At 60.4% G+C, this 18,942-nt stretch carries 21 protein-coding genes; 8 read left to right on the forward strand and 13 right to left on the reverse strand.

What is annotated here, in order from left to right:
* Nucleotides 1–109 precede the first annotated feature (109 nt).
* The 5 genes from BM399_RS01990 to BM399_RS02010 all read right to left on the reverse strand — a co-directional run bounded on the left by BM399_RS01990 (nt 110) and on the right by BM399_RS02010 (nt 3,972).
* Nucleotides 110–415, reverse strand: a complete 306-nt coding sequence (locus BM399_RS01990; protein WP_092863486.1) for an HPr family phosphocarrier protein — start codon at nt 413–415, stop codon at nt 110–112.
* 9 nt (nt 416–424) lie between these two features.
* Nucleotides 425–826 (reverse strand): PTS sugar transporter subunit IIA, encoded by a 402-nt coding sequence (locus BM399_RS01995; protein ID WP_092863489.1) that lies wholly within the window; start codon nt 824–826, stop codon nt 425–427.
* A gap of 107 nt (nt 827–933) precedes the next feature.
* A complete protein-coding gene (locus tag BM399_RS02000; RefSeq protein ID WP_244531117.1) occupies nt 934–1,356 on the reverse strand; it encodes an HPr kinase/phosphorylase in 423 nt (140 codons plus the stop codon).
* Nucleotides 1,357–1,393: 37 nt separating this feature from the next.
* Nucleotides 1,394–3,241, reverse strand: a complete 1,848-nt coding sequence (locus tag BM399_RS02005; protein ID WP_092863495.1) for a stimulus-sensing domain-containing protein — start codon at nt 3,239–3,241, stop codon at nt 1,394–1,396.
* Nucleotides 3,242–3,267: 26 nt separating this feature from the next.
* Complete coding sequence (locus BM399_RS02010) at nt 3,268–3,972, reverse strand: response regulator transcription factor (protein ID WP_092863498.1); 705 nt, start codon at nt 3,970–3,972, stop codon at nt 3,268–3,270.
* Between the two features lie 457 nt (nt 3,973–4,429).
* On the opposite strand from BM399_RS02010, the gene BM399_RS02015 reads away from it, so the two are divergent.
* Both BM399_RS02015 and BM399_RS02020 read left to right on the forward strand, forming a co-directional pair.
* Nucleotides 4,430–6,019: a phosphoenolpyruvate carboxykinase gene (locus BM399_RS02015; protein ID WP_092866140.1), complete on the forward strand. Its 1,590-nt coding sequence runs from the start codon at nt 4,430–4,432 to the stop codon at nt 6,017–6,019.
* A gap of 156 nt (nt 6,020–6,175) precedes the next feature.
* Nucleotides 6,176–6,847 carry a dienelactone hydrolase family protein gene (locus tag BM399_RS02020; RefSeq protein ID WP_092863501.1) on the forward strand — a complete coding sequence of 224 codons (672 nt, stop codon included), beginning with the start codon at nt 6,176–6,178 and terminating at the stop codon, nt 6,845–6,847.
* Nucleotides 6,848–6,999: 152 nt separating this feature from the next.
* Here the strand turns inward: BM399_RS02020 and pyrE are convergent, their stop codons facing one another.
* On the reverse strand, nt 7,000–7,578 hold the full coding sequence (pyrE, locus tag BM399_RS02025) for an orotate phosphoribosyltransferase (RefSeq protein ID WP_092863504.1): 579 nt from the start codon (nt 7,576–7,578) through the stop codon (nt 7,000–7,002).
* Nucleotides 7,579–7,638: 60 nt separating this feature from the next.
* On the opposite strand from pyrE, the gene BM399_RS02030 reads away from it, so the two are divergent.
* The 5 genes from BM399_RS02030 to BM399_RS20835 all read left to right on the forward strand — a co-directional run bounded on the left by BM399_RS02030 (nt 7,639) and on the right by BM399_RS20835 (nt 12,976).
* On the forward strand, nt 7,639–9,408 hold the full coding sequence (locus BM399_RS02030) for a glycosyltransferase family 39 protein (RefSeq protein ID WP_092863507.1): 1,770 nt from the start codon (nt 7,639–7,641) through the stop codon (nt 9,406–9,408).
* An 84-nt stretch (nt 9,409–9,492) separates the two neighbouring features.
* The gene (locus tag BM399_RS02035) at nt 9,493–10,176 is read left to right on the forward strand and encodes a TlpA disulfide reductase family protein (RefSeq protein ID WP_092863510.1); all 684 of its coding nucleotides are present in this window, start codon (nt 9,493–9,495) and stop codon (nt 10,174–10,176) included.
* Nucleotides 10,176–11,060 (forward strand): formate/nitrite transporter family protein, encoded by an 885-nt coding sequence (locus BM399_RS02040; RefSeq protein ID WP_092863513.1) that lies wholly within the window; start codon nt 10,176–10,178, stop codon nt 11,058–11,060. The genes BM399_RS02035 and BM399_RS02040 overlap by 1 nt, the downstream gene beginning before the upstream one ends.
* Nucleotides 11,061–11,129: 69 nt before the next feature.
* Complete coding sequence (locus BM399_RS02045; protein ID WP_092863516.1) at nt 11,130–12,122, forward strand: HAD family hydrolase; 993 nt, start codon at nt 11,130–11,132, stop codon at nt 12,120–12,122.
* Complete coding sequence (locus BM399_RS20835; RefSeq protein ID WP_143111305.1) at nt 12,119–12,976, forward strand: hypothetical protein; 858 nt, start codon at nt 12,119–12,121, stop codon at nt 12,974–12,976. The genes BM399_RS02045 and BM399_RS20835 overlap by 4 nt, the downstream gene beginning before the upstream one ends.
* Here BM399_RS20835 and BM399_RS21455 read toward each other — a convergent pair.
* The 7 genes from BM399_RS21455 to BM399_RS02075 all read right to left on the reverse strand — a co-directional run bounded on the left by BM399_RS21455 (nt 12,957) and on the right by BM399_RS02075 (nt 17,764).
* Complete coding sequence (locus BM399_RS21455; protein WP_280140513.1) at nt 12,957–13,085, reverse strand: hypothetical protein; 129 nt, start codon at nt 13,083–13,085, stop codon at nt 12,957–12,959. The genes BM399_RS20835 and BM399_RS21455 overlap by 20 nt on opposite strands.
* A 149-nt stretch (nt 13,086–13,234) precedes the next feature.
* Complete coding sequence (locus tag BM399_RS02050) at nt 13,235–13,603, reverse strand: hypothetical protein (RefSeq protein ID WP_143111306.1); 369 nt, start codon at nt 13,601–13,603, stop codon at nt 13,235–13,237.
* A 255-nt stretch (nt 13,604–13,858) separates the two neighbouring features.
* Entirely contained in the window at nt 13,859–14,626 is a 768-nt protein-coding gene (locus tag BM399_RS02055) for an intradiol ring-cleavage dioxygenase (RefSeq protein ID WP_092863522.1), read from the reverse strand.
* A 182-nt stretch (nt 14,627–14,808) separates the two neighbouring features.
* A complete protein-coding gene (locus BM399_RS02060; protein WP_244531026.1) occupies nt 14,809–15,918 on the reverse strand; it encodes a 5-(carboxyamino)imidazole ribonucleotide synthase in 1,110 nt (369 codons plus the stop codon).
* The gene (purE, locus tag BM399_RS02065; protein WP_092863525.1) at nt 15,915–16,412 is read right to left on the reverse strand and encodes a 5-(carboxyamino)imidazole ribonucleotide mutase; all 498 of its coding nucleotides are present in this window, start codon (nt 16,410–16,412) and stop codon (nt 15,915–15,917) included. Before purE ends, BM399_RS02060 begins: the two co-directional genes overlap by 4 nt.
* A gap of 173 nt (nt 16,413–16,585) precedes the next feature.
* Nucleotides 16,586–16,978, reverse strand: a complete 393-nt coding sequence (locus BM399_RS02070; protein ID WP_092863528.1) for a thioredoxin domain-containing protein — start codon at nt 16,976–16,978, stop codon at nt 16,586–16,588.
* Nucleotides 16,979–17,101: 123 nt separating this feature from the next.
* A complete protein-coding gene (locus tag BM399_RS02075; protein WP_244531027.1) occupies nt 17,102–17,764 on the reverse strand; it encodes a DUF1007 family protein in 663 nt (220 codons plus the stop codon).
* Between the two features lie 181 nt (nt 17,765–17,945).
* On the opposite strand from BM399_RS02075, the gene BM399_RS02080 reads away from it, so the two are divergent.
* Nucleotides 17,946–18,935, forward strand: coding sequence for a zinc ABC transporter substrate-binding protein (locus BM399_RS02080; RefSeq protein ID WP_092863533.1), 990 nt, complete (start codon nt 17,946–17,948; stop codon nt 18,933–18,935).
* Nucleotides 18,936–18,942 lie beyond the last annotated feature (7 nt).

Genomic DNA, 18,942 nt, shown 5'->3' on the forward strand with positions numbered 1-18,942 from the left:
TTTGATTGCACTCGGCGCACTCTTACTTTTGCACTCGGCGACTCCCCTGCGGGGAGCCGGCCGCCGAGTGCGAAGTACCGCCGAGTGTGCAGTCTTCGAGGGAATGAGATCAGGCGTCGCCGACGCACTCTTCGTCGAAGCCCGCTTCAACCAATCGGACGAGAGCTTGCAGTGCTTCGGGGCCTTGCGGGCCTTCAGCTACGATATGGAGCTCGGATCCGGGACCCGCGGCGAGCATCATCAGCCCCATGATCGATGTTCCGCCGACGGAGTTGCCGTGGTGTGTGACGGTGACGTGCGCCTCGTAGCTTTCCGCGCATTTGACGAACTTCGCCGAGGCCCGTGCGTGCAGTCCTTTGACGTTGCGGATGATGACGACGGCTTCCGGTTTCAGACTGTTGACCAGTTCAGGCATTGTTTGTTCTCAGCCGCCGGAAAGCTCTTGGCTCGCGACCTTGATATATTTCTTGCCGGCGTCGCGCGCCATGATGACAGCTTGTTCGAGCGGCGTGTCGCCGCGAATGCTGGCAAGCTTCACCAGAATGGGAAGGCTGATGCCAGCAATCACTTCCGCCTTCGTCTCATCCATAACCGAGATGGCTAGGTTGGAAGGAGTTCCGCCGAACATGTCCGTCAAAACGATTACGCCTTTGCCGTTATCTACTCGCTGGACCGCGCTTAAAATTTCCATGCGCCTCGCTTCCATATCGTCGTCCGGGCCGATGGCTATCGTTTCCAGCGACTGCTGTTTGCCGACGACGTGCTCGAGCGCGTTGCGAAATTCTTGCGCAAGCCCGCCATGCGTGACGATGACAAGTCCGATCATGAGCGACGGGCCATTTCATTCTCGTGCGGCGAATTCGTGTTTTGCCGCCGTATGGCGCGGAAATTGGCAAGTGTTTGGTGCGGGCGCAAGAAGTTTCTGGACTTCATTCAGGCCTTTGGTTGCACACGTGGCTGGGGGGCCATGTCGATGGCTGCTACAAGTTTCAAGGGGCTTGAGCTCTCAAAGGGCGATAACCGGATAAGAGGTACGTCCAATCCCAGGATATGGGCGAACTGCCAGGGGTCCGGAAACCTTTCGATCGCGCCGTCGCGGACGAGATCGACAACGAGAACTACGTTCCCTTCGCCTACGGCATCAACCTCAAGGATGCCAATGCCGCGTACTTCAAGCTTGCCGCGCAACTGAGCCGGGGCGCTTGCGTGCAGAAAGGAGCCTTCCTGCTTCAATACGACTTGGTCGTCCGAGACCAGCAGGACCTTGTCTCGAACGATCGGGGACAGCGGGAGACCCAGGCACCGGAATGCAAGGTCGGACTTGCCGGAACCCGAAGCTCCGCGGATCAAAGCCACACGGCCGCCAATGGCGATGGCGGTCGCGTGGACGCGCTCAACTTCTCCAGACAAGTCCGGGTCCTACTGTCGCTAGCGGCAGACGGACGGTAAAGCGAGCGCCCCTTGGCGCCTGCACGCTGTTTGATCCACGGTTCTCTGCGAAAATCTCGCCGTTATGGCTGACGACGATTTCGCGGGAAATCGATAGGCCGAGCCCCGAGTTCTTTCCGCGTTTGGCGTCGGTCTGCGGGCGGTCGCTGTAAAACCTGTCGAAGATCTGGGCGAGCTTATCCGGCGGGATGCCTGGCCCCTCGTCCTCGACCGCTACTTCGATCTTTCTGTCGTTCAGTTTGGCGCGAACCGTGACGGTTCCGCCTTCCGGCGAGAACGACAAGGCATTGTCGATGAGATTTGTGAATACCTGGCCGAGGCGCCCGTCGTTACCGCGCACCGTGTAGGCTGCGGCCGTTCCGGGCTCGACGATCAGGCGGATGCTGCGCGTGTCGTCCGCAAGCATCTCGGAGAATAGTCCGTTGACGCTCTCCAGCACGGTGCGGACATCGACGGCCTGCATTTCCTGGCGGGCGAGTTCGGCATCGAGACGCGATGTGCTTGAAATGTCGTTTATCAGCCGGTTGAGCCGCTTCAACTCGGTCTGGATCTCTTGCACGAGCTCGGTGCGGTCGGCGTCGGATCGCGCGTAGGCGAGGGCTTCTGCGGTCGAGCGGGCAGCCGCCAGAGGATTTTTCAATTCATGGGCGACGTCGGCTGCAAATTTCTCGCTGGCTTCGATGCGCCGGTAAAGTGCGTTCGTCATCGCGACGAATGCACGGCCCGTCTGCCCGACCTCGTCGCGGCGTTCCGTGAGATCGGGGAGCTGTTCGCGGGCGGAAATATTCTGCGTCACGCGGTTGGCTGCTTCCGACAGGCGACGCATCGGCCCTGCAACCGTTCTCTCGAGAACTAGCGAGCTGCCGATCGCGACCAGCAGCGCCATTGCCGCGATCTGCAAGATCAGCCAACGTTCGTCCCAAAGGACGTCGTCGATATCGCCGGGATTTGTAGAAAGGAGTAGGACGCCTAGGATTTTATTACCTCGTTTGATCGGCTCGGCCATCGACACGATTTGCTGGCCGTGCCGGTTGAGCAGCAAAATGGGGGTTTCCACGCCATTCTGCGCGGCGCGCTGCACCTCCGGATAGAGAAACCCGTTGGCGGTTCCTAGCTCGCGATAGACCTTGAGTTCCTTGTTGATCACCCAATAGTGGAGCCGGGTCCAAAAATTCTTGAGACGTGGGGCGGGTTCGTCGGCGGCGACCGTGACGGTTTCGGCGGTTGGGTCATCGTTCGAAAAGAGCGTCTCGCCGTTGAGGATCAGCGTCCCCTTGGCGGAATAGATGCGCGCTTTGAGGTTCGCCGGGCCCACAAGCTTTTTCAGGATGATCGCAGCCTGATGCGGATCGATGGGCAATTCGAGCGCGGCGAACGCATCGTCGCGCTGGGCTCTGGCCATCGTTTTCTCAGGGATCCGGTTCGGATCGAAAATTGCGCGCTCATTGACCGCCCGATACGCAATCGCCTCCGACGTGATGCGCGACACCGTTTTGACGACGTCGACTTTCGCGTCGAGCAGCCAGCCGTGGTGAAGGCTCAGATAGAGCATCGCGAACAGCAGGCCGGCGAGCCCCAAGACGTTCGCCAGAAGAATGCGCCGCCTGAGGTTTTTTCCGATGACGCGGCCGATGAAACTTTGCGACAGCCACCGGCCGGTCGCGGCGCTCGCTTTTGCGGCCGCGGCACGGAAATCAAATTTCGGCTTCTTCACGCCTATGGAAGGCGCGGAAACGTCCGCAGCGCTTCTCAGCGTTGCGGCCGCTGCAATGTCATTGCTGTCGAGCGCCATCCCGTCCCCGGTGGCTGATCGGCCGCCTACTCTTTGAAGCGATAGCCGACGCCATAAAGTGTTTCGATCACGTCAAAATCGTCATCGACCTGCTTAAACTTCTTGCGCAAGCGCTTGATGTGGCTGTCGATCGTGCGGTCATCCACATAGACCTGATCGTCGTAGGCTGCATCCATCAGGGCGTCGCGCGTCTTGACGACGCCCGGCCGTGTCGCCAGCGCCTGCAAGATCAGGAACTCCGTCACCGTCAACGTGACGCCCCGGTTATCCCAGTGGCAGGTGTGACGCTCGGGATCGAGCTTCAACTTGCCTCTTTCGAGCACGCGCTTGGCTTCGTCTTCCGTCGTCGTGCCGTCCTTGGGCGCCACACGGCGCAAAACAGCCTTGACGCGTTCGACGATGAGCCGCTGCGAAAACGGCTTCGCGATATAATCGTCGGCACCCATCTTGAGGCCGAAAAGCTCGTCGATTTCCTCATCCTTCGAGGTCAGAAAGATGACCGGCATCGCCGACTGCTGACGGACGCGGCGGAGAAGCTCCATTCCGTCCATGCGCGGCATCTTGATATCGAATATCCCGAGATCGGCCGGCTCTTCAGTCAGCGCTTCGAGCGCTGAGACCCCGTCCCCATAGGTTCGGACCTTATAGCCCTCGGCCTCCAGGGCCATCCGCAGGGAGGTCAGGATGTTCCGCTCGTCATCGACGAGCGCTATGGTGCTCTTTTCCTTCATCTGTTCCTCTTGTGCCCCTCGGCCGCAGCGGATGTGCACCGCGCCAGCATTAGGCGCTTATGGCGGCATGGTGTACCAATTGTGGCGCCCCGTCCAATGGACGCCGGAGGCTGAATGGCCCCTGAATAGGCGACCACGCCCTCAACGGCAAGCGAACAGGGTGATTTGTGTGGTCACAACTTCCAAATTCCGCTTGTTTACCGGGTTTGTTACTCCCATCCTCTGCGTAAAGACGAATCTCGGAATATCCAAACGGTAACATAATGTTACCGGTTTTTTCGTGTGGCATTAGCGTTCGGCCACCAAATGGCCCCACTTTATGGTAGGCCCTTCGCCACCAGCGTCATTTGGGCCCAACGATTCTGTTTTGTGCGGCACAAAATGACTGACCGGACGTTGTTTTCAGGCGCTGAAAACTTGGATGCGCGCAGCGTCTGTTTTTATGGGGCTGATATCGATGGCTGAACTGTTCCCGACGTCAAGTTCGCAAAGAGTGCGCCGTAACCTCTTGGAGGCGGAACTCGTCGAGTACGGCGTCCGCCGAGGTGAAGGCAAGCTTGCTGCGAGTGGCGCGTTCGTCGTCGAGACGGGGCAGCACACCGGCCGTTCGGTCCAAGACAAATACATTGTTCGCGACGCGGAAACCGAAGGCGCGATCTGGTGGGACAACGCCCGCGGCATGACGGAAGAGGAGTTCGACCGTCTGCTCGCCGACTTCATCAGCTTTGCGCGGCACAAGGAGCTTTTCGTTCAGGACCTTTATGCTGGTGCGGAGAAGGGCCACCAGCTCAAGACGCGTATCGTGACCGAGCATGCTTGGCAGTCGCTCTTCATTCGCAATCTTCTTCGCCGGCCCGAGCCAAGCGAACTCGAGGGCTTTCTTCCGGAATTCACAGTCGTCGATCTGCCGAGCTTCCGCGCCGCGCCGCTCTACCACGGCACGCGCTCCGAGACGGTTATCGCGTGCAACTTCACGAAGCGCATCGTGCTCATCGGCGGCACGAGCTATGCGGGCGAGATCAAAAAAAGCGTGTTCTCGTTCCTGAACTATATTCTGCCGGGCAAGAACGTCATGCCCATGCATTGCTCGGCGAATGTCGGCAAGGATGGAAACTCGGCCGTGTTTTTCGGCCTTTCAGGAACCGGCAAGACAACACTTTCGGCCGATCCTTCCCGCGAACTCTTGGGCGACGACGAGCACGGCTGGTCAGATAACGGCATCTTCAATTTCGAGGGCGGGTGCTACGCGAAGACGATCCGCCTGTCGAAGTCGGCTGAGCCGCAGATCTGGGCCGCATCGAACCGTTTCGCGACGGTGCTGGAGAACGTCGTCATCGATCCCGTTTCGCGCGTTCCAAACTTCGACGACAATCGCCTCGCGGAGAATGCCCGCTCCGCTTATCCGCTCGACGCGATTGCCAACGCAAGCGCAACCGGCACCGCGGGTCATCCCAAGAACATCGTGATGCTGACGGCGGACGCTTTCGGAGTGCTGCCGCCGATTGCGAAGCTGACGCCGAGCCAGGCGATGTACCATTTCCTTTCGGGGTTCACGGCGAAAGTCGCTGGAACGGAGAAGGGCATGGGGCCCGAACCGCAGCCGACGTTTTCCACCTGCTTCGGCGCGCCGTTCATGCCGCGTCATCCCCGCGTTTACGGCAATCTCCTGCGCAATCTCATCGCACAGCATGACGTCGATTGCTGGCTCGTCAACACGGGCTGGACGGGCGGCAAGTATGGCGAGGGGACGCGTATTCCGATCAAGGTTACGCGTGCGCTTCTCGAGGCGGCTCTTTCCGGTGATCTCAAGGATCAGCCGATGCGGACCGATCCCGTTTTCGGCTTCGCAGTCCCGGTCGCCGTCGCGGGGGTCGATCCGAAATTGTTGACCCCGCGCGAAACGTGGGCCGATCCGCAGGCTTACGATGCGATGACAGCGAAGCTCGCACAGATGTTCCACGACAATTTCGCGAAGTTCGCGCCATACGTCGATTCCGATGTGTTGAAAGCGAGCCCGGTGGGACACCCGAGCGTCGCGGCGGAGTAGACAGGACGCGGGATCAGCTTCGCACCTCCTTGAAGCCGGCAATTGCCGAGGGGGCGTCGTGCACGTTGGGCAGCACGGGGCCATTGCTCACCTCAGGCGCGGCGCATAAACAAGTGCCGCGCAATCAATCGGCTCGAACTTACGAGGCTGCATCAAATGGGTACCCGCATTCCATTCGCCCGTCCGGACGGCAAGACCGCGGAAGGTTATCTGTCGCTCGCCGGGAAGGCGAACGCGCCCGGCGTGGTCGTCATTCAGGAATGGTGGGGTTTGCAGGATCAGATCAAAGGTCTGTGCGACCGGTTTGCGCTCTTGGGTTATGACGCGCTGGCGCCCGATCTCTACAACGGCGTCGTCATTCCCTATCACGATGCGGATGCGGCGAACGCCGAGATGAATTCGCTGAATTTCCTCGATGCAGCGGATCAGAACGTGCGGGGCGCGGGACAATTTCTATTGCGGTCTAGCCCGAAGGTCGCCGTTTCGGGTTTCTGCATGGGGGGCGCCGTTGCCGTGCTCGCCGGTTGCCGCGTGCCGGAATTTTCCGCGGTGGTCTCCTTCTACGGCCTGCCGCCCGCAACAGTCGCGAAGCCGGCTGACTTGAAAGTGCCTTTCCAGGGGCATTTCGCCAACAGCGACGATTTCATTACGCCTGCGATGGTCGATGCGTTCGAGACGGGCTTGAAAGGCGCCGGCAAGCCGGGCGCGTTTTACCGCTACGACGCGAGCCACGCGTTCATGAACGAGCAGCGTTCGGTGCACGATCGTCACTGCGCCGAACTCGCCTGGGAGCGGACGAGCGAATTCCTGAAGACGCATTTGGGCTGAGCCGGTTTTCCCTTAGCGACCACTGTCATGCCGACGGAGGTCGGCGGAGGCTGTGCGATCCGCGCGGTACGCACGTGCTGCGCTTTGCATGGATCCCGGCCTTCGCCGGGATGACGGAGGGTTGGTGGTCCTGGGTCCTGGCTCTGGGAGCGTTAGCTCCGGAAATCCGCGAGCGTCAGAAGTGGTTCGAACTTCAGTCCGGCAGCTGCAAACGTTTCGGCTGCACCGTCGAGGCGGTCGACGACGGTGATGACGCTGACGATCTCGGCGCCAGCGGCGCGGAGAGCATCGGCTGCCTTCAAGGCCGAGCCGCCGGTCGTCGTCACGTCTTCGACGACAACGACCTTCTTGCCGGACATGCTCTCGCCCTTGGCCAGACCTTCGACGAGTGCCTGCGTGCCGTGTTCCTTCGCCTGTTTGCGCACGAAGAACGCGGGTAACTTTCGTCCTTGCGTGTAAGAAACGGCGGCCACGCCCGATGCGATGGGCACCGCGCCCATTTCGAGCCCGCCGATCAAATCGGCTTCGGTATTTTCGAGCTGATCGAGGATCAGTGACGCGATGAGGTACGCGCCCTCGCTGTCGAGCATAGTGGGCTTCATGTTAAAGTAAAAAGTCGACGTTTTGCCGGAGGCGAGCTTGAACGCGGGGCCTTCCTGAAAAGACCGCTCTTTAATGATCTCGATAAGCCGCGCGCGGCGAGCTGTGCGATCAGCCGATTTTACTGGCATGCGGTAGTTGAGCCCTTGCGTTTTCTGCGTTCGATGCGCAAACAGCCGAGTTCCTGAGGCATGTCAAGTTTCGAAGGGCATATTGTGGTGGAGCGCCAACGCGCAATGTGGAACTGGTGGGCAACGATCGCAGCGCGGCCGTGGGCGCCATCGCTTGCCCTCCTGGGGTTTTGCCTCGCGGTCTATTTGCCGGGCGTCGTGCGGCTGCCGGCCGTTGATCGGACCGAGATCGTTTACGCTGATACGACGCGGGATATGGTGGCGCGGGGCGATTGGACCGACCCGCGTTACGGCAACGTCGTCCATCAATACCGGCCGATAGGCACGTTCTGGGCGCAAGGCGCGGCAGGATGGCTCGCCGGGGATTCGCTCGCGCGCGAAATCACCGTCTACCGGATCCCGTCATTGCTGGCGGTCATGCTTGCGGTGCTGGCGCTGTTCTGGCTGGGGCGCGGGTTGGTCGGTGCGGAGACGGCGCTGATCGCGTCGGCGCTGTTCGCGGTCGCGCCGCTGACGGTGCTCGTTTCGCAACTCGCCATTGCGGAGGGGTTGTCGCTTCTGCCTGCGACCATCGCAATGCTCGCATTGGCGCGCATCTATACCAAGCCCGACGAAGGCTATCCGATGGCTCTCCTGTTCTGGATTGCTCTCGGTTTCGGCGTTCTGATCAACGCTCTGCTCGTGCCTATCCTCGTCCTCGCGACGCTGATCGCGCTTTATGTGATGGATCGGGACCTGACTTGGCTGAAGCGTTTGCGGCCGCTCATCGGCATTCCGATCGCGCTCGCCATTGGGGCCTCGTGGTTGATCATCCGTGCGCATCAGGACGGAACGCCTTTTGCCGGGATGGGCTGGCGTTCGTTCCTCGGCGCACTCGGCGGCGCGCAAGACATGAAGCTTCGCGCTTTTCCGGGCACATTCGTGCTCGCTCTCATCCTCGGCTTTCTTCCGGGGACGGTGCTCATCGGCACGGCGTTCAAGCGCTTCTGGGGAAGCCGGGACCAGGCGCTTTCGCGGTTTCTGCTCGCGTGGGTGATCGGATATCTCGTCTATCTCGAAGCGCTGTCGTCGAAGCCCGGCACCTACATGGTGCAGACGATGTTTCCGGCGCTCGCGCTCGGCGTTGCGATTGTCGTGACGAGCGAGGGCGGCGCGGGCAAGCGTCCGGAATGGAGCGGCTTCTCGACCTGGCCCTTAACGTTCGCCCTGCTGCCGCTTGCGATTTTTGCGGGCGTCTATCTGTTCGCGGGCGAGATTCCGGGCATCATTCCCGCTTTGCTCATCGCGGCAATCGCGTTGCTCTTCATCTGGAGCGGACGGCTCGGCCGAGAAGGACAGCTTCGGCGCTGGGCCGCGGTCGGTGTTGCCGCGCTCGGACTTTTCGCCATCACGCTGCTTGGCGTGGTTCTGCCAAGTATCGACAAGATCTGGCCCGCACAGCAACTCGCGAAAGCGATTGCGGCCTGCCCGGCGAAGGAAGCGGCACTCATCGGGTTCCGCGAGCCGTCCGGCCGGTTCGTGCTTGGCATTCCTCCGGACCGGCAGATGCCGGAAGCTCTCGCGGAGAGTGCGGAGGCCAAAATTCCGACGCTTACGATCGTCGAGGACCGGTGGAAGAAGCGAACGAACTGGACGCTCCAATCGAAGTCGCTCGCGCCCCTCCCGCCGCCTGTCGGCTGCGTCTCGGCCTATAATGTGATGCGCGGCTGCCCATTGCATTTCCGGATCTATTCGCCAAATTCGTCGGAGCCGTGCACAATTCCTGCCGAGTTCGCGTGCCCCGAAAATACGCCGAAGACCGGCCCCGAAAAATCAGGCGACTGCGACTGACCCTGGGGTTCATCCCTCTGCCCACTGCCGGTTGGGTCGCCGGGATGCTATATGAGACGAAAATAGCGCAAGGATTGCTTTGAGATGTTCAACCCCGAACGCCCGCCCGAGATCATCGCGCAGCGCTGGCTCAACTCCGACAAGAAGCGCACGCTGAAGGCCGAGAAGGGCAAGGTCGTCGTCATCGCGATCTGGCAGCTCGCATGCCCGGGCTCGCAGAAGTTCGGCCTGCCGCAAGCCATGCGCCTTCGCGGCAGCTTTACCGAGGACGAGGTGTCGGTGCTCGGCCTCCACATGGCATTCGAAAAGTTCGACGAGCAGACGCCCGAGAAGGTCGAAGCCTTCTTGAAGGAAAACGGCATCACCATTCCTATCGCGCTCGATAAGCCGAGTGCTGAAGGTATTCCGGAGACGATGAAGGCTTACGAGCTGCAGGGCACACCCGCGCTTTTGATCTTCGATCGTCAGGGACGGTTGCGGCGGCACTATCTCGGCGCGGTCGATGATTTCCGGCTCGGCGCCGAAGTGATGGCGTTGCTGATCGAGGACAAGGACAGCCCGCGCGAAATGTCGATCGCGCTGGAGCGCAAGCTCGCGGCGGCGCTCGTCGATCCCGAGGCGCATCATCACGATCATGGCGATCAATGCGGCTGCGGGCACGATCACAGCCATGATCATGGGCACGATCACGGTCACGGGCATGATCACGCCCATGATCATGGGCACGGTGAGCCGGGGCACGTACACGGACCTGACTGCAAGCACTAATGGCTGAAAAGCGAACCGAGACTGACGGCAAGCCGGAGGATACGCAAGATCCTCCGCCGGGGTCCGGGCTCAGCCGCAAGGAACGCGCGCAGGTTCGCGAGTCGGTCAAACCGCGGCCGGCGGTCATCTACGAGATCATACGCGTGCAAGGCGAGGCGGAGTTGCGCCGCCCCGCTTCCGCGCTTTGGTGGTCCGGCATCGCCGCTGGGATCTCCATCGGCTTTTCATTTCTCACTGAAGCGGCGCTTGCGGCGCATCTTCCGGCGTCGGAGTGGACACCGATTGTCGCCAAGCTCGGCTACGCGGTCGGCTTTCTGATCGTCATCCTCGGCCACCAGCAGCTTTTCACCGAAAACGTCCTGACGGCCGTGTTGCCGGTGATGGCGCGGAAGAAATTCCATTGGTTCGTCAAGATGCTGCGGCTCTGGGGCATCGTCCTCGCCGCGAACCTTGCGGGTTGTTTTGTTTTCGCGTTCGCGATCGTCCGGCTGCCGATTATTCCGGCGGATCTCGGGCCTTCGCTGGCGAATATCGTAACGAGCGTGATGAGCAACACGCCGGTGGAGATGTTCGCCAAGGGCATTGGCGCGGGCTGGCTGATCGCGGCGCTCGTTTGGATCATCGCGTCGACGGAAGGCGTCGAATTTCTCGTCATACTGCTGCTCACCTACCTGATCGCCTTTTTCGGATTTACCCATATCGTCGCCGGGAGCGTCGAAGCGATCTACGGGGTGCTTACGGGCCTCATCAACGTCGAGAAGGCTCTGTTCGGCTTCTTTCTTCCGACCCTGGCGGGCAATGTTTTCGGCGGCACCGTGCTCTTTTCGTTGCTGAGCTATGCGCAGGTGCGCGAAGAAATTTACGCGGAACGCGCGGACCACTGACGCCCGACTTTCTTGCGCCACCCGAATCACGCTTTTCTCCGCTCTACAAGTCGAGGGCGGAGAAAGCTCATGGTCGAGCGAGCAGGTGGACGAGGGACGAAAGCGCAAGCGGGCGAGGCCGCCGAGGAAGCCAGCTCCCGGCGGCGTTCTGCTAGGGCGTCCGATCAGGGCGACGCCTCTTCGCGAAGCCAGCGGGTCGCTGGAAGCAAGATGACCATTGCGCTGGTCTATGATTTCGACGGCACGCTGTCGCCGCGCCCGATGCAGGAATACGCGTTTCTTCCCAAGCTCGGCATCGAGCCGAAGGAGTTCTGGGCCGAGTGTACGCGCGTATCGAAGGCCGAGCGCGCCGACGCGCTGATCACCTACATGCATCTCCTCTACAAGAAGGCGAAAGAGAAGGGCGTCCGCATCGATCGCGCCGATCTCGTCGCTCAGGGCAAGAAGGTGGAGCTTTATCCCGGCGTCGAGGCCTGGTTCGAGCAGATGCACGCCTACGTGAGGAAGCGCGGTGCGGAGGCGGGCATCACGGTGAAGCATTACCTCGTGTCGTCGGGGCTGACGGAGATCATCGAGGGGACGAAGATCTTCCCGCACTTCGCCAACGTGTTTGCGAGCGAGTATTGGTTCGACGCCTACGATCTGCCGTTCCCGAAGCGGGTCATCTCCGATACGGGCAAGACGCAATTCCTGTTCCGGATCAACAAGGGCATCGAGGATCTCGGCGAGAACATCAACGCGCACATGCCCGAGGATGAGCGGCCGATCCCGTTTTCGAATTTCATCTATTTCGGAGATGGCGATACGGACGTGCCGTCGATGGCGCTGCTGAAAAAGAACGGCGGCCACGCGATTGCCGTGCATGATCCGGGCGAAAACGAAGCGAAATGCGTCGAGCTCTTCAAGGCGGGCCGCTGCGATTTCTACGCGGGCGCCGATTATCGCAAGGGCTCGGACTTATTCAAGCGCACGTGCCTGCTGCTCGACCGCATCATCGCGGATGTGCGGGTGAAGGAAGAGGCGCGGGGGTTGGGGGGAAAATCCTTGAAACACACCGAATGACACTGGATGAATTCAAAAGACTGAATCCATATTGTTGTTATTGCGGTGGCAGATCTCCAACCCAACAAGAGGAGCACGCACCTCCTAAAATACTATTCTTCGAAAAGCGAAGACCCGATCAGCTAGTCGTTCCAGCATGTGGTAAATGCAATGGAGCGTTTGCACAAACCGATCAGATTGTTGCCTTCCTGGCTAGGGCGACTCGAGAATGGTCGGGTGTTGGTTTAGATCGTGAGCGAATTGCAAAGATGATGCAATTCGGAATAGCCAAAAGGCATCCGGAGTTAATCCAGGAATGGTCTCGGGTGACCCTGTCTCAACGCCGAAGATTGCGTCGGATAACGGGCTGCGATTTTTCGAAAGCCCCCGCTCTAAACTTTGGTCCTCTAACGCTACGTCACTTTCAAGCTTTTGGCGCTAGAATGGCATTCGCGATGCATTACCATCATACTAAAAGAATTATCCCTGAACGTGGTGGGGCGATTGTTGAAATCAAAACTGCGCAACATTTGTTGGCTGGCTGGCGACCGCCTGCAGAGCTCTTTGAGGTCCTGGGCAATCCGAGGACGCTAGCTCAAGGCAAACGAAATCACGTCGCAAATCAGTTCTTGTTCGCGTGTGGGCCAGATGCGGCCACCACTTGTTATTTCGCAGCATTTGGGGCGGATTTTGCTTTGATACTCTTTGTTTCGGAGGATGATGGGGAATTTGAAGCGGCGAGCGCACTAGGGGCCCATATACATAAACCAGGAAAATTCTTCGAATTTCCCCTTCCGCTTTCCATGGGTCCGCTATGCTTCGAGGCACCGCTAATCGCTAATGGTTGGCGTTTTCTTAGCGCCCTTCGATCTTGATCCCAGGAAGATCGACTTTGACCTTCGTCTGCTGGGAGTCCCAGAGGAGATAGCCGAGTACGATCACCGTTCCGGCGAGCACTCCGATGACGACCGATCTGATGTCCATGATTCCCTACCTGTGTTGGCTTTCATCATGCCATCAATCAGCATGAATTTCAGCTATAAGTTTACCTCATAAAAAAGCGACCCCGCAAAGCGGAGCCGCTGATAATCGTTATGCTTCTACCTCAACGCGAGGTTGGACGCACGAGCCGTTTAGTAGCAGACCCAGACGAACTCGGCGTAGCGCGGCGACCAGCGCCAGCACGGGCCGATGCCGTAGGCGTACCAGCGACCGTGCCAGAACCGGCGTCCGTGGTGGCCATGATGGCGGCCGCGGTTGAAATCGCGTCCGTAGTGTCTGCCTCCGCCGCGGTAATGCTTCCCGGCGCGATGTCCTGGATTGCCCATATGGCCGCCACCGCGACGATGACCGCCCATCTGATGGCCGCCGCCCTTATGACCGCCGCTCATGTGGTGGCCGCCGCCTTTATGACCGCCGCCGCCGTGTTGGCGTGCGTCTGCCGCTAATGGCATCGCCAGCGCTGCGATCATCGCCGCAACCAATGCTAGACCTCGTTTCATGGTGGCTCCTTTTTCTTCTTGGTGGTGCCGCAGAGCGGCGCAGTGCGCACCAGCGAATGATGCTACTTGCGCAAACGGCAAGCTCCAGCGATCAGTTCCGGTCGGTGCGCAAAGTCGAGCTAAATTGGCCGCTAACTTTTATTTGCTGTTAAAGCGGCGGGATTTTTTGCAGGGTTGCGACGGATTTTCGACAGTTCTGCGTTAAGTCGGCCCGTTTTTCGTTTGCCCTACTGCAACATCAGAGCCCGAGTATCATCACAGCCCGAGTATGCGGCGGAAAAATCCGCGCCCGGCTTTTGCTGTTGTTTCACCGCTCCTGTCGACGCCGATGAGGAGGGCCGCGACGATGGTGTCACCGTCTTCGCTCATCGCGAGCACGGTGCCGCCGCCTTCGCGTTGGCCATCGCTGAAGATCCAGTCGGTGGCGTTCGTGGTGTCGGGAACGGCACGCGCGTTGTAGGGCTGGCGCGTCGAATAAATGCGTGCGCTGAAGTCGTCAGGAAAATAGATCTGTCCGATGACGAGGCTCGTCTCGTTGAGGAAGACCTTGACGTGGATGTGGGGCGTGCGTCCCGGATACCATCCTGGATAGACCGATTGGAACGTAACGCGCCCGTCGGCGTCGGTCATCTGTGTGCCGCGCAGATAGGTCTGACCTTTCGTCGAGATCTCGCGTGATGCACCCTGGCCGGAATATCCGGAATAGATGCCGCTTGCGTCAGCATGCCAGACGTCGACACGGGCGTTTGCGATCGGCGTGCAGGGGCCAGCCTCGATGACGCGGAGCGAAAGCCGAAGCGGCGCGCCCGGACGGCCTTCGGAAATATCGGATCGCACGAGCTTCGGATCGAAGTAGAACGGACCTTCGACGGCTTGGGGCAGCAGTACGCATTGGCCATGAGGTTGCTCAGCTGCCGCCGGCGTATCGCTCGCGGCGGACGCGGAGCCTGCCATGATCGCGGACGCGGCCGGCGCGGCGAGCACGCCCGTCAAAGCTTGTCGACGCGAAAGAGATTTGGTCATTGCCTCTTTTCAAATTCACAGATGGGCGACGGCGCGAGCGTGCGCTGGTCGATGCCTCAAACATAGTGAATTTGTGGCGAGTTTAACGGTGCCCGAAGCGCGCAGACGCCGGGTTCAATTGGCTTTCCGTGAACGTGCTGGAGAAAGCGCCGTCGCGTCTCGTCGGCGAGACCGCGCGTGTATCAGGCGCTCGGCTTTTTCGCGAGCAGACGATTGACGTGACCCATTTTGCGGCCGGGCCGGGCTTCGCGCTTGCCGTAATGGTGGAAGAACGCGCCGGGTTCGGCCGCGATCTTTTCCCAGGCAAGAATGTCATCGCCGATCAGATTGATCATTTCTGCAGCCGGGCCTTTCAGCTCCGTTGCGCCGAGGGGCCATCCGGCGACGGCGCGAATGTGCTGCTCGAATTGAGATGTGAGCGCGCCGTCCATCGTCCAGTGGCCGGAGTTGTGGACGCGCGGCGCCATCTCGTTGACGAAGAGGCGGTCGCGGCCGTTTTCCGTCACGACGAAGAACTCGATCGCGAAGACGCCGACATAGTCGAGAGTTTCGGCAATCCTGTGGGCGATTTCGATCGCTTCCGCAGCGGTATCCGGCGCGAGCGTCGCCGGTGCGACGGAGCGATGGAGAATGTGATTGCGGTGCTCGTTCTCGGTTACGTCGAAGGCGCGGAAGGCTCCGTCGACGCCGCGCGCCGCAACGACGGAAACTTCGGCGCGGAAATTCACGAAGCTCTCGAGGATCGACGGCTGGCCGTGCATGCCGGCCCATGCCGCGCCCGCGTCTCCGCGCTTCAGGATCTTGGCCTGGCCCTTGCCGTCGTAGCCCAACCGGCGTGTTTTCAGCACGGACGGAATTGGGAAGCCGCCGTCGAGGACCTTCGTGAGATCGTCGAGGCTATCGATCGGTGCGAACTCGGCCGTCATCGCGCCAAGCTCGCGCGCTAGCGACTTCTCGTTCATGCGGTCCTGTGCGCACGCCAAAGCTTTTGCGCCGGGGCGAACGGGAATGCGCGCGGAGAGGAACTCGACTGTTTTGACCGGAATGTTTTCGAATTCGTAGGTCGCCACGTCGACGGCTTCGGCGAAGGCAATGAGACGGGCTTCGTCCTCGTAGGCGGCAACCGTGTATTTGGTTGCGACGTCGAATGCGGGACTGTCGGACTCGGGGGCGTAGATGTGCGACTTGAGGCCAAGGCGCGCGGCTGCCAAGGCGAGCATCCGGCCAAGCTGGCCGCCGCCGAGAATTCCGATTGTAGAGCCGGGAGGGAATGCGGTCATCGTGGTAGTCATGAAACTCGCACTGGCGTTTCGGCGACGTCAGCCGAATGCTGCTTGCGCCAGGCTTCAAGGCGCTCGGCGAGAGCAGCATCGGAGAGTGCCAGGATCTGAGCGGCCAAGAGCCCCGCGTTCTTTGCACCGGCTTCGCCGATGGCGAGCGTACCGACGGGCACGCCGGCCGGCATCTGGACGATCGAATAGAGACTGTCCTGGCCTTTGAGCGCTTTCGATTCGATCGGCACGCCGAGGACGGGCAGCGGCGTCATTGACGCGGTCATTCCTGGAAGATGGGCGGCACCGCCGGCGCCGGCGACGATGACCTTGAGGCCGGCAGCCTTCGCGCCCTTGGCGTAGCTGTAAAGCCGCTCTGGCGTGCGATGCGCGGATACGATCTTGGTTTCGAAAGCGACCCCAAGTTCGGTCAGAATGTCAGCGGTGAGCTGCATCGTCGGCCAGTCTGACTGGCTTCCCATGATAATACCGACTTGCGGCCTGATCCGGCTCATGATGGCGTCCAAAGCCCCGAAAACGGAAACCGCGTCGGTACAGGAGCGGGCCCCAGTTTACAAGGGTTTACGGCGTCTCGCAGTGGAGAAAATGGGGCGTTGCTGCCGCCGGTCGCCCAAATTCCTGGACCGGGCAGGGGGCCTGGCGGCATTTCGCTCGTCTTTAGGGTGCGTTAGGGCGCGGAGCCAAGCAGATAGTTGATCGATTGGAAGAAGTTCTCGGGGCCGACATAGCCGGAGATGCGGCCCACTTCGTGCTGCGATTTGACGACCACGAATGTCGGCACGATGTCGACCGAGGCACTGAAATCGAGGTGGCCGGCGTCGACGTCGTTAACGTCGACGAAGCGGACCGGCACCTTTTTCCCCTGTTCGGAGGTTTCGTAGGCCGGAAGCACGTCGCGCCTGAAGATCTCGCAGTAAATGCAGCCCTCGGCTTCTACGACGATGAGTTCGAACGTTCCATAGGGGTTCGCCACGGCGTCCGTATCGAGACCGGCGCGCGACGCCGCCATGGGCGACAGCGTCAACAACGCCAGCAGTATTACTCGGATGATCATCGGCATGGGCACGTCTCGGGCTCCAAGGAACCCGTCGAATTTAATTCAAACGCGACCAGCCGATTCTGAAAAATGAAGAGCTAGTTAATTTCTGTCGCAAATCGAAACGTCGGTCCGAGAGGCCCGCGCTCAGGACTTTTTGCAGGTGACGGCGACCGTTTTGTAGGACCCGTAGCCGATGGAGCCGGCGCCGAATTGCTGGGCCATCGCATCGCCGAGCTTCTTCGCCTGCTCGTCGAGTTTCTCGGCGTCAGGATCGATGAGCGTCGCCGAGCAGCCTTCGGGTGCGGCTGCAAGCTTTATGGCGTCCGTCTTCTCGGGTTGGAAGTCGATGAAGTAGGACGAATCGAAGACCGCGAACGTCAGACCTTCGGAATCGGCCGGCACGGGCTTGCCGAGCGGCAAATGAAAGTAGAGGCGCAACACGCCGTTCGTATATTCGAGACGAGCATCAGTCGGAGGCGAGAATTCGAGCTGGTCCTCTCCGAGTTTCGCCAGTGTGAAGTAGTTGAACTCTTTCAGGCCATCCATGTTGACCTTCAAAAGCTCGGCCAGTTCGTGCTGGTCATACTTGCCGTCGTTGTTCGTATCGAGCCCTTCGAGCGCCATCGACGTATAGGAGTCGTCGAACGTCCACGCGTGATCGACGCCGCTGACGGCGCCTTTGTCGTAGTCGACGGTCAATACGTACGTGACCCACATATGCGGATGGGCGGATGCGGGGATGACGATGGCCAACATGGAAATGAAGATCAAAGCCAAGTGGCGGTATGTCTTGCTGATTTCGAGCACGCTGAGCTCAGACCTTTCGTGCGATGGGGAATCTCTTCGGCGACAGCTACCGACGCACATTTAACATGGCGAGATTGCGACGCGCTTGATCGGTCGAGCGGCCTAAGAGGCACGCGGAGACAGTTGCGCGACGTTTCGAATGGTTGTTATAACATACGCTTCGGTTCAAAGGAGATGGCGCATGATGGGGTCGGCGGCGCGGTATTCGGCGTTGTTCTTTGCGTTGGCGCAATTCTCCGTTCCGGGCACGGAAGCCGCGGAGGCGCCGAAAGTCGTCGTCACGACGAAGCCCATTCATTCCCTCGTCAGCCGGGTGATGGAGGGCGTCGGCGTGCCCCAGCTCATCGTCGAGGGTTCCGCTTCGCCCCATACCTTCACGCTGAAGCCATCGACAGCGCGGGCCATCCACGATGCGGATGTCTTCGTTCGGGTTTCCGATCAACTCGAACCCTTCACGCGGAAAATCGTGGGATCGTTGCCGGCGAACGTCACGGTGTTGACGCTGGCGGGTGCGGACGGCGTCAAGCTTCTCGATCGGCGTAAAGGCGGGGCGTTCGAAAAGCACGAGCATGGGCATGAGGAGGCGGCGACTGAAGCGGCCGCGCATTCACGCGCTGCGGACGAGCACGACGACGATCATGACGAGGATGGCAAGGACGGGCATATCTGGCTCGATCCGCAGAATGCCAAGGCTATCGCCGCCGACGTCGCGAAGGTCCTCGAGGCGCGATACCCTGAGCAAGCCGAAAAGATCAAAGCCAATACGGCGTCTCTCATTGCCGATATCGACGCGCTCGACAGCGAGCTTACGACGGAACTCAACGGCTCGAAGGGCAAGCCGTTCATCGTATTTCACGACGCGACACAATATTTCGAGAACCACTTCGGGCAGAGCGCCGCGGGTTCGATCACCGTCAGTCCCGATGTGCCCCCAAGCGCCAAGCGCTTGACAGAAGTCCGGCGCAAGCTGTCGTCTCTTGGCGCCGTTTGTGTCTTCACCGAACCGAGCTTTCAGCCAAACCTCGTGGCGGCCGTGACCGAGGGAACGCACGCGCGCTCCGGTACGATCGACGCCGAGGGCCAAATGCTGGCGCCCGGCCCCGGCCTCTATTTCGAGCTCATGCGCGGCTTGGCCCACAATGTCGCGAGCTGCCTGAACGGCAAGGAATAGGCAAAGC

The sequence above is a fragment of the Hyphomicrobium facile genome (assembly GCF_900116175.1).
Lineage (GTDB): Bacteria > Pseudomonadota > Alphaproteobacteria > Rhizobiales > Hyphomicrobiaceae > Hyphomicrobium_B > Hyphomicrobium_B facile.

Excerpts from the sequence above, each read along its gene's own strand:
- BM399_RS01990 (WP_092863486.1), bottom strand. The coding sequence starts at position 415 with ATGCCTGAACTGGTCAACAGTCTGAAACCGGAAGCCGTCGTCATCATC.
- BM399_RS01995 (WP_092863489.1), bottom strand. The coding sequence starts at position 826 with ATGATCGGACTTGTCATCGTCACGCATGGCGGGCTTGCGCAAGAATTT.
- BM399_RS02005 (WP_092863495.1), bottom strand. The coding sequence starts at position 3,241 with ATGGCGCTCGACAGCAATGACATTGCAGCGGCCGCAACGCTGAGAAGC.
- BM399_RS02010 (WP_092863498.1), bottom strand. The coding sequence starts at position 3,972 with ATGAAGGAAAAGAGCACCATAGCGCTCGTCGATGACGAGCGGAACATC.
- BM399_RS02015 (WP_092866140.1), top strand. The coding sequence starts at position 4,430 with ATGGCTGAACTGTTCCCGACGTCAAGTTCGCAAAGAGTGCGCCGTAAC.
- BM399_RS02020 (WP_092863501.1), top strand. The coding sequence starts at position 6,176 with ATGGGTACCCGCATTCCATTCGCCCGTCCGGACGGCAAGACCGCGGAA.
- pyrE (WP_092863504.1), bottom strand. The coding sequence starts at position 7,578 with ATGCCAGTAAAATCGGCTGATCGCACAGCTCGCCGCGCGCGGCTTATC.
- BM399_RS02030 (WP_092863507.1), top strand. The coding sequence starts at position 7,639 with ATGTCAAGTTTCGAAGGGCATATTGTGGTGGAGCGCCAACGCGCAATG.
- BM399_RS02035 (WP_092863510.1), top strand. The coding sequence starts at position 9,493 with ATGTTCAACCCCGAACGCCCGCCCGAGATCATCGCGCAGCGCTGGCTC.
- BM399_RS02040 (WP_092863513.1), top strand. The coding sequence starts at position 10,176 with ATGGCTGAAAAGCGAACCGAGACTGACGGCAAGCCGGAGGATACGCAA.
- BM399_RS02045 (WP_092863516.1), top strand. The coding sequence starts at position 11,130 with ATGGTCGAGCGAGCAGGTGGACGAGGGACGAAAGCGCAAGCGGGCGAG.
- BM399_RS20835 (WP_143111305.1), top strand. The coding sequence starts at position 12,119 with ATGACACTGGATGAATTCAAAAGACTGAATCCATATTGTTGTTATTGC.
- BM399_RS21455 (WP_280140513.1), bottom strand. The coding sequence starts at position 13,085 with ATGGACATCAGATCGGTCGTCATCGGAGTGCTCGCCGGAACGGTGATC.
- BM399_RS02050 (WP_143111306.1), bottom strand. The coding sequence starts at position 13,603 with ATGAAACGAGGTCTAGCATTGGTTGCGGCGATGATCGCAGCGCTGGCG.
- BM399_RS02055 (WP_092863522.1), bottom strand. The coding sequence starts at position 14,626 with ATGACCAAATCTCTTTCGCGTCGACAAGCTTTGACGGGCGTGCTCGCC.
- BM399_RS02060 (WP_244531026.1), bottom strand. The coding sequence starts at position 15,918 with ATGACTACCACGATGACCGCATTCCCTCCCGGCTCTACAATCGGAATT.
- purE (WP_092863525.1), bottom strand. The coding sequence starts at position 16,412 with ATGAGCCGGATCAGGCCGCAAGTCGGTATTATCATGGGAAGCCAGTCA.
- BM399_RS02070 (WP_092863528.1), bottom strand. The coding sequence starts at position 16,978 with ATGCCGATGATCATCCGAGTAATACTGCTGGCGTTGTTGACGCTGTCG.
- BM399_RS02080 (WP_092863533.1), top strand. The coding sequence starts at position 17,946 with ATGATGGGGTCGGCGGCGCGGTATTCGGCGTTGTTCTTTGCGTTGGCG.